The sequence below is a fragment of the Micromonospora okii genome (genome assembly GCF_020884795.1).
Taxonomy (GTDB): domain Bacteria; phylum Actinomycetota; class Actinomycetes; order Mycobacteriales; family Micromonosporaceae; genus Micromonospora; species Micromonospora okii.
Genome location: NZ_BBZF01000012.1, coordinates 655,978 through 668,291, shown reverse-complemented (window position 1 = coordinate 668,291; position 12,314 = coordinate 655,978). Strand labels below are relative to the sequence as shown.

Annotated in this window: 11 protein-coding genes; 2 read left to right on the top strand and 9 right to left on the bottom strand. The window is 72.7% G+C overall.

All coding sequences use genetic code 11. From position 1 onward, the window contains the following. Positions 1-15: 15 nt before the first annotated feature. Positions 16-735, bottom strand: coding sequence for an MBL fold metallo-hydrolase (locus tag LPU43_RS02520; protein ID WP_229398407.1), 720 nt, complete (start codon positions 733-735; stop codon positions 16-18). Positions 736-996: 261 nt separating this feature from the next. Here LPU43_RS02520 and LPU43_RS02515 point away from each other — a divergent pair, with 261 nt between their 5' ends. Together LPU43_RS02515 and LPU43_RS02510 are read left to right on the top strand one after the other, a co-directional pair. Beyond that, positions 997-1,884: a peptidylprolyl isomerase gene (locus LPU43_RS02515; RefSeq protein ID WP_229398405.1), complete on the top strand. Its 888-nt coding sequence runs from the start codon at positions 997-999 to the stop codon at positions 1,882-1,884. Between the two features lie 67 nt (positions 1,885-1,951). Then, positions 1,952-2,791, top strand: coding sequence for a peptidylprolyl isomerase (locus LPU43_RS02510; RefSeq protein WP_229398403.1), 840 nt, complete (start codon positions 1,952-1,954; stop codon positions 2,789-2,791). Positions 2,792-2,848: 57 nt separating this feature from the next. Here the strand turns inward: LPU43_RS02510 and LPU43_RS02505 are convergent, their stop codons facing one another. From LPU43_RS02505 to ruvC, 8 genes are all read right to left on the bottom strand, one after another. After that, on the bottom strand, positions 2,849-5,323 hold the full coding sequence (locus LPU43_RS02505; RefSeq protein WP_373321634.1) for a RelA/SpoT family protein: 2,475 nt from the start codon (positions 5,321-5,323) through the stop codon (positions 2,849-2,851). Between the two features lie 215 nt (positions 5,324-5,538). Continuing rightward, positions 5,539-6,147 (bottom strand): adenine phosphoribosyltransferase, encoded by a 609-nt coding sequence (locus LPU43_RS02500; protein ID WP_373321633.1) that lies wholly within the window; start codon positions 6,145-6,147, stop codon positions 5,539-5,541. 103 nt (positions 6,148-6,250) lie between these two features. Beyond that, positions 6,251-7,441, bottom strand: coding sequence for a protein translocase subunit SecF (secF, locus tag LPU43_RS02495; RefSeq protein WP_229398401.1), 1,191 nt, complete (start codon positions 7,439-7,441; stop codon positions 6,251-6,253). 1 nt (position 7,442) lies between these two features. Next, positions 7,443-9,332 (bottom strand): protein translocase subunit SecD, encoded by a 1,890-nt coding sequence (gene secD, locus LPU43_RS02490; protein ID WP_229398399.1) that lies wholly within the window; start codon positions 9,330-9,332, stop codon positions 7,443-7,445. 241 nt (positions 9,333-9,573) lie between these two features. Beyond that, complete coding sequence (yajC, locus tag LPU43_RS02485) at positions 9,574-9,930, bottom strand: preprotein translocase subunit YajC (RefSeq protein ID WP_229398397.1); 357 nt, start codon at positions 9,928-9,930, stop codon at positions 9,574-9,576. 138 nt (positions 9,931-10,068) lie between these two features. Continuing rightward, positions 10,069-11,139: a Holliday junction branch migration DNA helicase RuvB gene (gene ruvB, locus LPU43_RS02480; protein ID WP_229398395.1), complete on the bottom strand. Its 1,071-nt coding sequence runs from the start codon at positions 11,137-11,139 to the stop codon at positions 10,069-10,071. Next, positions 11,136-11,738, bottom strand: coding sequence for a Holliday junction branch migration protein RuvA (gene ruvA, locus LPU43_RS02475; RefSeq protein WP_229398393.1), 603 nt, complete (start codon positions 11,736-11,738; stop codon positions 11,136-11,138). The genes ruvB and ruvA overlap by 4 nt, the downstream gene beginning before the upstream one ends. Continuing rightward, positions 11,735-12,262, bottom strand: a complete 528-nt coding sequence (gene ruvC / locus LPU43_RS02470) for a crossover junction endodeoxyribonuclease RuvC (RefSeq protein WP_229398391.1) — start codon at positions 12,260-12,262, stop codon at positions 11,735-11,737. The genes ruvA and ruvC overlap by 4 nt, the downstream gene beginning before the upstream one ends. Positions 12,263-12,314 lie beyond the last annotated feature (52 nt).

The window sequence follows — 12,314 nt, the reverse complement described above, 5'->3', positions numbered from 1 at the left end:
CGCGACCGGGGGGAACTAGAGGCCGCGGGCGGGCGCGGCCGGCCGCGCGCCGCCGGAGCCCGCCGCCTCGGCGAGGTACGGGTTGCTCGCGCGCTCGCGGCCGATGGTGGTCGCAGGGCCGTGGCCGGGCAGCACCACCGTGTCGTCGGCCAGCGGCAGGACCTTCGACCGCAGGCTCGCCAGCATCCGGGGCATGCTGCCGCCCGGCAGGTCGGTGCGGCCGATCGAGCCGGCGAAGAGCACGTCCCCGGAGAGGCAGACCTGCTCGGCCTCCCAGGGCGAGCCGGCACCGGGCAGCCGGAACAGCACCGACCCGCCGGTATGGCCCGGGGCGTGGTCGACGCTGATCTCCAGGCCGGCCAGGGTGAGGGTGGCCCCGTCGGTCAGCTCGGCGACGTCGTCGGGCTCGGCGTACGGCAGCCGGCCGCCGAAGAGCTGGGTGAGGTCCATCGACAGCGCCTTGGACGGGTCGGCCAGCAGCTCCCGGTCCTCCGGGTGGACGTACGCGGTGATGCCCCGGGCGCCGCAGACCGGCGCGACGGAGAAGGTGTGGTCGAGGTGGCCGTGGGTGAGCAGCACGGCGGCGGGGTGCAGGCGGTGCTCGGCGAGCACCGCGTCGAGCCGGTCGACCACCCCGATGCCGGGGTCGACCACCACGCACTGCTCCCCCGGAGCGGTCGCCACCACGTAGCAGTTGGTGCCGAAGGCGTCCGCGGGAAAGCCGGCCACGAGCACGTCCGCTCCCCTTCCGTCGAGCTGTCGTCCCCTGCACTGGCAGCCTAGCCGCACCGCCGAGCGGATTCCGCCGACCCACCCGTCCCGCCCACCCCGCGCGGCACAGTGACACCGCCCGATACACCGGCCCGGACCTGGTACACCACTTTCACAGCCGGTACCCGTACACTCTGGCGGGCGTGTGGCGTGGCACACGCGGCTCCCGACGGGGCGCGATGCCTGACCGCCGGCGACCATCAGGGCAGAGGAAGGGGAGCACGGGTGGCTTCCAGCAGGGACCGGCAGCGCAAACTGGCGCGGGCCAAGCTCGACCGGCAGCTCGTCCGACGGGCGGCCCGGGTCAGGCGACGCCGGCAGATCCAGGCCGGCGTCGGCGCGGCCGTGGTGCTCGCGCTGATCTTGGCCGGCTCGGCGTGGGCGTTGGGCGCCTTCGACGACGACCCGAAGAAGAACACGGCCGCCGAGGACGTCTGCGTCTGGACCCCGCAGAACGCCAGCGGGAACACCAACCTCAAGGACGTCGGCACCCCGGCCACCAGCGGCCTGCCGACCTCGGGCACCCGGGCGATGACCGTCACCACCAACCAGGGCGCCCCGATCACCGCGGAGCTCGACCTCGCCTCGGCCCCCTGCGCCGGCGCGAGCATCGCCCACCTCGCCAGCCGCGGCTTCTACGACAACACCAAGTGCCACGAGATCACCTCGGAGGGCGCGCTGCGCTGCGGCGACCCCAGCGGCACCGGCCTGGGCGGCCCGACCTACTCGTTCTACGACGAGAACGTCCCGGAGCTGCCCGAGGCCAGCCCGTCGGCCAGCCCCGCGCCCGGCGAGCCCCCGGCGTACCCGAAGGGCACGGTCGCGATGATCGCCAACCCGCCGGGGGCCAACGGCAGCCAGTTCCTCGTCTTCTTCAAGGACTTCAACCCCGCCAAGCCGGCCTATCCGGTGATCGGCAAGGTCACCGGCTCGCTCGACGTGCTCACAAAAATCGGCGCCCTGCCGACCGTGGACAATGGGAGCGGGGCCAAGGTCAAGCCGAAGACCGACGTGCTGGTCCAGAGCCTCACCGTCGGCGAGCCGACCGAGGCACCCGCGCCGGCGACCCCGCCGGCGTCCGGCGCCCCGTCCGCCAGCCCCAGCGCCGGCTGACGGCCCGCCCCACTTCCACACCTTTTTGCGGCAACGGCCGCGCCGAGACAGTCCAGGAGGATCGACCGTGACGTCCACGAGAGAGCGGCAGCGCGCGGCGGCGCGTGCCCGGCTCGAGCGGGAGATGGCCGAGCGCGCGACCCGGGCGCGCAAGCGCCGGCAGACGCAGGCGATCGCCGGGGCGGGGGCGGCCCTGCTGCTCGTGGTCGCCGGTGCCGTCTGGCTGGCCACCACCCTCGGAGGCGACGACGACGACGCCAAGCGGGAGACCGCCGCGAGCGGCCTGTCGCAGTGCGCGTTCACCGAGCTGCCCAAGGAGGGCCGCCCGAAGCAGATCAAGGACGTCGGCCTCCCCGCGTCCGAGCAGGCGAACACCGGCGTGCAGACCCTGACGATGCAGACCAACCTCGGGCCGATCACCGCCAAGGTCGACCGCGCCGCCGCCCCGTGCACCGCCGCCAGCTTCACCCACCTGGCGAGCAAGGACTTCTTCGACAACACCAAGTGCCACCGGCTCGTCACCGAGGGCATCCAGGTGCTCCAGTGCGGCGACCCGGGCGCGACCGGCAAGGGCTGGCGGGAGACCGACGGCACCGGCGGCCCGTCGTACAAGATGACCGAGGAGAACCTGCCCACCGACAAGCGGCCGCCGTACCCGGCGGGGGTCATCGCGATGGCCAACTCGGGGCAGCCGGGCAGCACGGGCAGCCAGTTCTTCATCGTGTACGGCGACTCGCAGCTCGACCCGAACTACACGGTCCTGGGCACGATCACCGGCGGCATGGAGATCGTCAAGGACGTCGCCAAGGCCGGCGACGACAAGGCGTTCGCGAAGCAGGCCGGCGGCGGTCACCCCAAGAAGGAGATCGTCATCACGGACCTGACGATGAGCGAGCCGCAGGGCTGAGCCCCTCCCCCGCGTCGAGAACGCCCGCCGGCCGCGAGCCGGCGGGCGTTCTCGCGCTCAAGCCCCCGAGGTGACCCGGTACGCGTCGAAGACGCCGTCGACCTTGCGGACGGCGACCAGCAGGTGCCCCAGGTGCTTCGGGTCGGCCATCTCGAAGCTGAACCGGCTCACGGCCACGCGGTCCCGGGTCGTGGTGACCGTCGCCGACAGGATGTTCACCCGCTCCTCGGAGAGCACCCGGGTCACGTCGGCGAGCAGCTTGTGCCGGTCCAGCGCCTCGACCTGGATCGCCACCAGGAACGTCGAGGCGGAGGTGAGCTTCCAGCTCACCTCGACCACCCGCTCGCCCTGCACCTTGAGGTCCTCGGCGTTGGCGCAGTCGTCCCGGTGCACGCTGACCCCGCCCGAGCGGGTGACGAAGCCGAAGACGCTGTCCGGCGGCACGGGGGTGCAGCAGCGGGCCAGCTTGATCCACACGTCGCTGACGCCGCGCACCACCACGCCCGGGTCGTGGCTGCTGGCGCGGCTGCGCGGCGGCCGGGTGGCCACGGCGGTCTCGGCGATGTCCTCCGCCGCGCCCTCCTCGCCCCCGTACGCGGCCATCAGCTTCTGCACCACGGACTGGGCGGAGACCTGGCTTTCGCCGACGGCGGCGTAGAGCGAGGCCACGTCGGCCAGGTGCAGGTCCCGCGCGATCGCCATCAGCGCGTCGGGGGTGAGCATCCGCTGCAACGGCATGCCCTGCTTGCGCATCGCCTTGACGATCGAGTCCTTGCCGGCCTCGATCGCCTCCTCGCGCCGCTCCTTGTTGAAGTACTGGCGGATCTTCGTGCGCGCCCGGGGGCTCTTCACGAAGCCCAGCCAGTCCTGTGTCGGGCCGGCCGTGTCGGACTTCGACGTGAAGATCTCGATCACGTCGCCGTTGGAGAGCGTCGACTCCAGCGGCACGAGCTTGCCGTTGACCCGCGCCCCGATGCACTTGTGCCCCACCTCGGTGTGCACGGCGTAGGCGAAGTCCACCGGCGTCGACCCGGTCGGCAGGGGGATGACGTCGCCCTTGGGGGTGAAGACGTACACCTCCTGGCTGGACAGGTCGAAGCGCAGCGCGTCGAGGAACTCGCTCGGGTCCGCCGCCTCGCGCTGCCAGTCCAGCAACTGGCGCAGCCAGGTCATCTCGTCGATGTGCGCCGGCGGGCCGACGATCTGGGTGCCCTTGTGCTCCTTGTACTTCCAGTGCGCGGCGATGCCGAACTCGGCGGTGCGGTGCATCGCGTACGTGCGGATCTGCATCTCCACCGGCTTGCCGGTGGGCCCGATGACCGTCGTGTGCAGCGACTGGTACATGTTGAACTTGGGCATGGCGATGTAGTCCTTGAACCGCCCCGGCACCGGCTGCCAGTTCGCGTGGATCACGCCCAGCGCGGCGTAGCAGTCCCGCACCGTGTCGACCAGGATGCGCACCCCGACCAGGTCGTAGATGTCGTTGAACTCGCGGCCCCGCCCGATCATCTTCTGGTAGATCGAGTAGAGGTGCTTCGGCCGGCCCGTCGTCTCCGCCTTGATCTTGGCGGCCTTCAGGTCGACCTGCACCTTCTGGGTGACCTGCCGCAGCAGCGCCTCCCGCTGCGGCTGGTGCTCCCCGATCAGCCGCATGATCTCCTCGTACCGCTTCGGGAAGAGCGTGCCGAAGGCGAGGTCCTCCAGCTCCCACTTGATCGTGTTCATGCCGAGCCGGTGGGCCAGGGGCGCCAGGATCTCCAGCGTCTCCTTCGCCTTCTGCTCCCGCTTCGGCGCGGGCAGGAACGACAGGGTACGCATGTTGTGCAGCCGGTCGGCCAGCTTGATCACGAGAACCCGCGGGTCCTTCGCCATCGCCACGACCATCTTGCGGATCGTCTCCGCCTTCGCCGCGTCGCCCAGCTTGACCTTGTCGAGCTTGGTCACCCCGTCGACGAGCAGGGCTACCTCGGGGCCGAAGTCCGTCCGCATCTGGTCGAGGGTGTACTCCGTGTCCTCGATCGTGTCGTGCAGCAGCGCCGCGACCAGGGTGGTGGTGTCCATGCCCAGGTTGGCCAGGATGGTGGCCACCGCGAGCGGGTGCGTGATGTACGGGTCGCCGGACTTGCGGTACTGGCCCGAGTGCCAGCGCGCCGCCGTATCGAAGGCGCGCTGGAGCATCCGCGCATCGGCCTTGGGGTGGGCGTCGCGGTGGGAGGCGATCAGCGGCTCCAGCACCTCGCTGACCTGGGAGGTCTGCCAGGGCGCGTTGAACCGGGCCAGCCGGGCCCGCACCCGCCGGCCGGTGGGCGCGTTGGAGAGGGCGAAACCGCCGCCCGACGACGACTCGCCGGAGCCCTCAGGGGACAGCGGCGCCACGACACCCGCCCCCGCCCCGCCGTCGGCGTGGCCGGGAGCCAGGCCGTCCCCGTTGGCCGCGGCCCGGGGGTCAGCGCCCCGGTCGGTCACCGAACCGTCAGCGTCGCCTGTCGGGTGCACCGTGCCCTCCACCGGAGGGACGACATCGTGGGACACCGGCCTCCTCACCGCTCGCCGGGAATGCGCCGGCCGTGCGCCGGCCAGCCTGGTCTCGCGCCGCCCGGTCGGTCACCCGCCCGGTCAGCAAAGGGCAATGCTACCCGCACGCACGGTGCCCCGCCGCTCCGCCGGACGGTCCACCCGGGGTCCCCCCGACGACCCCGGCACCAATCGGGCATCGGGGGACGAATTTTCCAGCCGCCGGAAGGCGGTCAGACGGTGAGCAGGGCGTGCACCGGACGCGGGGCGAGTCGCTCCCGACCGCCGAGGAAGCCCAGCTCCAGCAGCACCGTGAAGCCGGCCACCGTGCCGCCGGCCCGCTCCACCAGGTCCAGGGTCGCCTCGGCGGTGCCGCCGGTGGCGAGCACGTCGTCGACCACCAGCACCCGGTGCCCGGCCGTGAAGGCGTCCTCGTGCAGCTCCAGGGTCGCCTCGCCGTACTCCAGGGCGTACGAGGCCGAGTAGGCGGGCCGGGGCAGCTTGCCGGCCTTGCGCACCGGCACCACGCCCACCCCGGCGGCGTACGCGACGGCCGCCGCGATCACGAAGCCCCGGGCCTCGATCCCCACGACGGCGTCGAACGCGCCCCGCCCGTGGTAGGCGATGATCCCGTCGACCACCTGCCGGAAGACCGCGGCGTCGGCGAAGAGCGGCATCAGGTCCTTGAACACGACCCCCGGCTTCGGGAAGTCCGGCACGTCCAGCACGCGGCTGGCGACCAGCTCGGCGACCTCGGGGCCGCTGTCCCCCCGTACCCGGTCGGTCTCCCCCGGCGCCTCGGCGCCGTCTCCCCGCACCTCGGCGCTGTGCGTCTCCGTCACGAGCCCCGTCTCCCTTCATCCGATACGACGGCGCCCTCCACGCCATCGCACAGCATGGAGGACGCCGTCGTCGGCGTCGCCACCGGGTGTCACCCGGCCCGGGTCAGCGGCGCTTCGCGCCACCCGGTCGGTTGCCGCCGCCACCGGCGGGGCGACCGCCCCGGGCACCGGTCGCGCGCTTGCCGGCGGGCCGGACCCCCACCTTCGGCGCGGCGCCGGCCAGGGCCGCCGCCTCCGGGTCGACCGGCTCGTCGGCCTCCTGGACCGGGCGCGGCGCGCCCTTCGGGGCGACCTCGCCCCGCGCCACGGCGCCCCGCCGGGCCAGGACCCGCTTGTTGTGCGCCTGGATGCGCGGCTCGTAGTTCTTCAGCAGCACCAGCAGCGGGGTGGCCAGCAGGATGGAGGTGAGGAACGCGACCGCCATACCGACGAAGAGCACCAGGCCGAGGTCCTTCAGGGTGCCCGCGCCCAGCAGGCCCGCGCCGATGAAGAGCAGGCCGCCGACCGGGAGCAGCGCCACCACCGAGGTGTTCAGCGACCGCATGAGGCTCTGGTTGATCGCCAGGTTGGCCGCCTCGCCGTACGTCTGGTTGTTGTTCGCGGTGATGCCCCGGGTGTTCTCCTGGACCTTGTCGAAGACCACCACCACGTCGTAGAGCGCGAAGCCCAGGATGGTGAGGAAGCCGATGATCGTCGACGGGGTGACCTCGAAGCCGACCAGCGAGTAGATGCCGGCGGTGAGGAACAGGTTCACGACGAGCGAGGAGACGGCGGCGACCGCCATCCGCCACTCGAAGCGCAGGACCAGGTAGACCATCACCAGGACGATGAAGATCACCAGACCCAGCAGCGCCCGCGAGGTGACCTGGCTGCCCCACGCCTCGCTGACCTGGTTGCCGCTGATCTGGTCCGGCTGGAGACCGAACTGGCGGGCCATCTCGGCCTTCGCCGCGTTGGCCTGCTCGGCGGTGAGCTGCGTGGTGCGCATCTCGTAGTAGTCGCCGCCGGTGCCGCCGACCTTCTGCGCGGTGACCACCTCGGCCCCGCCGCCGGCCGTCCCCAGCACGTTGTCGGTGGTGGTCTCGGCGTGCTCCAGGGTGCCGACGCTGGCCGGCACCTGGAACGAGTTGCCGCCGGCGAACTCGATGCCCAGGCTGAACCCGCGCAGGGCGAAGCTCAGCACGGCGATCAGGATCAGCGCCCCGGCCACGGAGAACCACAGCTTGCGCCGGCCGACGATGTTGATGCCGGCCTCGCCCGCGTAGAGGCGGCTCGCCAAACCAGTCTTAGCCATCTCAGGCCTCCTTGACGCGCGAGGTGCGGCTGGCCTGCTCGCTCCGCGCGGGCGGGAGGATCCGGCCGAGCCCGCTGACCCGCGGGGACAGGAACGCCCGGGTCCGGGCGAACATCGTCATGATCGGGTGACGGAAGAGGAAGACCACGACCAGGTCGAGCACCGTGGCCAGGCCGAGGGCGAAGGCGAAGCCCTTCACCGCGCCGACCGAGACGACGTAGAGCACCACGGCCGACATGATCGTGATGGCGTTCGCCGAGATGATCGTGCGGCGGGCCCGGGTCCACGCCCGGGGCACCGCGCTGCGCGGGCTGCGCCCCTCCCGGATCTCGTCCTTGAGCCGCTCGAAGTAGATGACGAACGAGTCCGCCGCCACACCGAGCGAGACGATCATGCCGGCGATGCCGGCGAGGGTGAGCGTGAAGCCGATCTGCCGGCCCAGGACGACCAGCGCGCCGAAGACCAGCAGCGCCGACAGCACCAGGCTCAGGAAGATGACCGAGCCGAGCAGCCGGTAGTAGAAGAAGGAGTAGATGATGACCAGCAGCATGCCGATGCCGGCGGCGAGCAGGCCCGCCCGCAGGTGGCTCGCGCCGAGGGTGGCGGTGACGTTCTGCTGCTCCTGCGGCTCGAAGGTCACCGGCAGCGCGCCGTAGCGGAGCTGGCCGGCCAGGGCGCTGGCCGTCTTGTTGTCGAAGCTCCCGGTGATCTGCGAGTCACCGGTCAGCACGCCCTGGATCTCCGGGGAGGAGACCACCTTGTTGTCCAGCACCACGGCGACCCGGCACTTGCCGTCCTGGCCCAGCGCGGTCTGGTCGCACGCCTGACCCTCGTTGGTGAACGCCTCGCGGGTCAGGTTGGTCCACTTCTCCTGGCCGTTGCCCTTGAAGTCGAGGCTGACGACCCACGAGCTGGTCTGGTCCATCTGCGCGTTGGCGTCGCCGACGTCCGTGCCGAGCACCTTCGCGACGTCCAGCAGGTACTTCTGGACGCCGTCCTCGCAGGCGACCGCCTTCTGCTTCTCGTCCTTGATCGACGCCGCGGGGCGCTGGTCGAGCTGCGCGCAGGTGATCGTCGGGACGTAGAACTGCATCTCCACCGGCAGCACCGCGACCTCGCGCGGAGAGAGCGCGCCGAACGGCTTGAGCTTCTCGGCCAGCGACGGGTCGGCCGGGGCCTGGAGGCCGCTGGCGGCCTGCCAGGCGTCGGCGCCGACCTTCTGCTGGACGGCCTTGCGCTGCTCCTCGATGCCCTGCGGCGCCGGCTCGGCACCGGCGCTCGGCGACGGCGCGGCGGCGCTCGGCGAGGCCGACGTCGCACCGGCGGTCGGGGTCGGCGCCATGCCGCCCTGGCCGCCCGCGCTCGGCGTGGCGGTCACCTTCGCGCCGGACGGCGACGCGCTCGCCGACGGCTTGGCGCTGCCGGACGGCTTCGGGGCGGCGCTGCCGGACGGGGCCGGCGTGGCGGCCGGGGCGGCCGCTGCGCCGCTGCCGTCGGCGACCTTGAGCACCTTGCGGAAGCGCAGCTCGGCCGCGCTGCCCACGTCGGTGAGGTCCCGGTTCTCACCGGGCAGGGAGATGACGATGTTGCGGTTGCCCTCGGTCACGACCTCGGCCTCGGCCACGCCGTACGCGTTGACCCGGTTCTCGATGATCTGACGGGCCTCCTCGAGGTTCTCCGCCGTCGGGGGCTTGCCGTCGATGCTGTTCGTCGCCTCGAGCGTCATCCGGGTGCCGCCGACCAGGTCCAGGCCGAGCCGAGGCTCGAGCCGGTCCTTGAAGCCGCCGCTGGCGCCGCCCGAGAAGAACACCAAGAGATAGAGGACGACGAAGATGAGCCCGAGCACGGCGAGCTGCCGTCCGGGCCGCATCTGTCCCTGAGGTGGTGCCACGGCTGTCTGTCTCCCTGTTACGGTCGCGCCGCCGGGGGGCGGCGCGAGTGTCGGGCCGGTGGGTCCCGGCGACGGGTGTCCGGGCCGGTGACCCGACGCCGACACGGCCGCCCCCGGTCGCCGCGGGGGCGGCGACCGGCAGCGCTCGCGCGTCGGCGTCGGGGGTAGGCCCAACTATCCAGTTTTATCGTTGGCTCCGCTGCCCCGTCGGTTGGCTCCGCTGCCCCGTCGGGGACGACGGTCACTCCTTGACGATCTCCGCACCGGCGGTGGCCGCATCGGTCGGCTCGGTCGACTCGGCCCGCTCGGCCTGGGTGACGACCCGGGCGATCGCCGGGCGGGCGTACCGGGTCTGCACGCCGGGGGCGACCTCGAGCAGGACGGTGTCGTCGTCGACACCGGCGACCGTGCCGTAGAGCCCGCCGATGGTGACCACCTCGTCGCCCGGGGCGAGGGTGGACTGCATGCGCTCCGCCTCGCGGCGGCGCTTCTGCTGCGGGCGGATCATCATGAAGTACATGACGCCGAAGAGCAGGGCGATCATGAGGATCGGCGTGAAACCGCCGGCTCCCCCGCCACCCTCTGCTGCGTAAAGCACGGTGCTGACCTTCCGATTGGCCTCCGGCTCGGCGCGGGTGGCACCGGAGCGGAGGCGGTCTCTCACATCCTGTACAGACCGCGGCGAGTCTAGTCCCTGCACCTGGGAACGCCCCATGCGGCGCAGATCACGAACGGATCACGGCTGGTCGGGCGCAGCGGAGAAGAGATCGGGCACGGAGGGGACGTCCGAGGCAAATGTACCATTCGGCGGGGTGCGCCCCAGATGGCGCCAGGCCGCCTCGGTGGCCACCCGCCCACGGGGCGTGCGGGCGAGGAGCCCGGCGCGGACGAGGAACGGCTCGCAGACCTCCTCGACCGTGTCCGGCTGCTCCCCCACGGCCACCGCCAGGGTGGAGAGGCCGACCGGCCCGCCCCGGAACGAGTCGACCAGCGCGGTGAGCACCGCCCGGTCCAGCCGGTCGAGGCCGAGCGCGTCGACGTCGTACACCTTCAGCGCCGCGCGGGCGGTCTCCAGGGTGACCACCCCGTCGGCCCGGACCTCGGCGTAGTCGCGGACCCGGCGCAGCAGGCGGTTGGCGATCCGGGGCGTGCCCCGGGAGCGGCCGGCCACCTCGACGGCGCCGTCGTCGGTGATCGGCACGCCGAGGATGCGCGCCGAGCGGCACAGCAGCACCTCCAGGTCGGCCGGCGAGTAGAAGTCCAGGTGCGCGACGAAGCCGAACCGGTCCCGCATCGGGCCGGTCAGCAGGCCGGACCGGGTGGTCGCGCCGACCAGGGTGAACGGCTCCACGTCCAGTGGGATGGCGGTCGCGCCCGGCCCCTTGCCGACCACGACGTCGACCCGGAAGTCCTCCATCGCCGAGTAGAGCAGCTCCTCGGCCGGCTTCGCGATCCGGTGGATCTCGTCGATGAACAGCACGTCGCCCTCGGCGAGGCTGGTCAGGATGGCCGCCAGGTCGCCGGAGCGCTCGATCGCCGGGCCGCTGGTCACCCGAATGCCGGCGCCCAGCTCGGCCGCCACGATGTTGGCCAGGGTCGTCTTGCCCAGGCCGGGCGGCCCCGACAGGAGGATGTGGTCGGGCGGGGAGCCGCGCCGCATCGCGCCCTGCAGCAGCAGGTCGAGCTGGTCGCGGACCCGGTGCTGGGCGATGAACTCCTCCAGCCGCTTCGGCCGGACGCTGGCCTCCGCGTCCCGCTCGGCGTCGTTGACGTACGCCGAGACGAGGTTGCCGTCCGGGCCCGTCATCGGGTCCGGCCGAGCAGCCGGATGGCCTGCTTGAGCAGGACCGGCACGGGCGGCGGCGGGCCGTCGACGGTCTCCGCGACGGCGGCCACCGCCTGGTCGGCCTGCCCGGCCGTCCAGCCCAGCCCGACGAGGGCCTGACGGACCTGCTCGGGCCAGGCCCCGCCGGTCACCCCGGCCGCGCCGTCGGCGCCCACCGGCACCGGACCGATCCGGTCCCGCAGCTCCAGCACCAGACGCTCGGCGCCCTTCTTGCCGATCCCCGGCACCCGGGTCAGCGCCGCCGTGTCGGCGTTGGCGATCGCCTTGCGCACCGCGTCCGGGGTGTGCACGGCCAGCACCGCCTGGGCCAGCCGGGGCCCGACCCCACTGGCCGTCTGGAGCAGCTCGAACAACTGCTTGGCGTCGTCGTCGGCGAAGCCGTAGAGGGTCAGCGAATCCTCCCGGACGACCAGGCTGGTGGCCAGCCGGGCGGGCTGGCCGATCCGCAGGTCGGCCAGCGTGCCGGGGGCGCAGTGCACCGCCAGGCCCACCCCGCCGACCTCCACCACCGCGTGGTCCGGGCCGGTCGCGGTCACCGTGCCGCGCACACTGGCGATCATCGTGCTCCTCCTCGTCGTGCCCGGTCGGCGGCGGCGGCCAGCTTCGAGCGCGTCCCACCCCGCCAGACGTGGCAGATGGCCAGGGCGAGGGCGTCGGCGGCGTCGGCCGGCTTCGGCGGCTCGGCCAGCCGCAGCAGCCGGGTCACCATGGCCGTCATCTGCGCCTTGTCGGCCGTGCCGGACCCGGTGATGGCGGCCTTCACCTCGCTCGGGGTGTAGGTCTGGACCGGCAGGCCGACCCGCGCGCCGGCCAGCACCGCGATCCCGCTGGCCTGGGCGGTGCCCATCACGGTGCGGACGTTGTGCTGGCTGAACACCCGCTCCACGGCGACGGCGTCGGGCCGGTGCTCGGCGACCAGGTCGGTGAGCGCGCGGTCCAGGTGCAGCAGGCGCAGCGGCAGCTCGTCGTCGGGGTCGGTGCGGACGACGTGGTAGGCGACGAGGGTGCAGGGCCGGCCCGGCACGCCCTCGACCACGCCGACGCCGCAGCGGGTCAACCCCGGGTCGACGCCGAGCACGCGCACGCCGCCTCCTCCCCCAGCCGCCAGCAGTACGTGTGTTCGACACCCTACTGGT

Bases quoted from the DNA above. Each gene is read 5' to 3' on its own strand.
- ruvA (WP_229398393.1), bottom strand. From the start codon at position 11,738: ATGATCGCCAGTGTGCGCGGCACGGTGACCGCGACCGGCCCGGACCAC.
- secF (WP_229398401.1), bottom strand. From the start codon at position 7,441: ATGGCTAAGACTGGTTTGGCGAGCCGCCTCTACGCGGGCGAGGCCGGC.
- ruvB (WP_229398395.1), bottom strand. From the start codon at position 11,139: ATGACGGGCCCGGACGGCAACCTCGTCTCGGCGTACGTCAACGACGCC.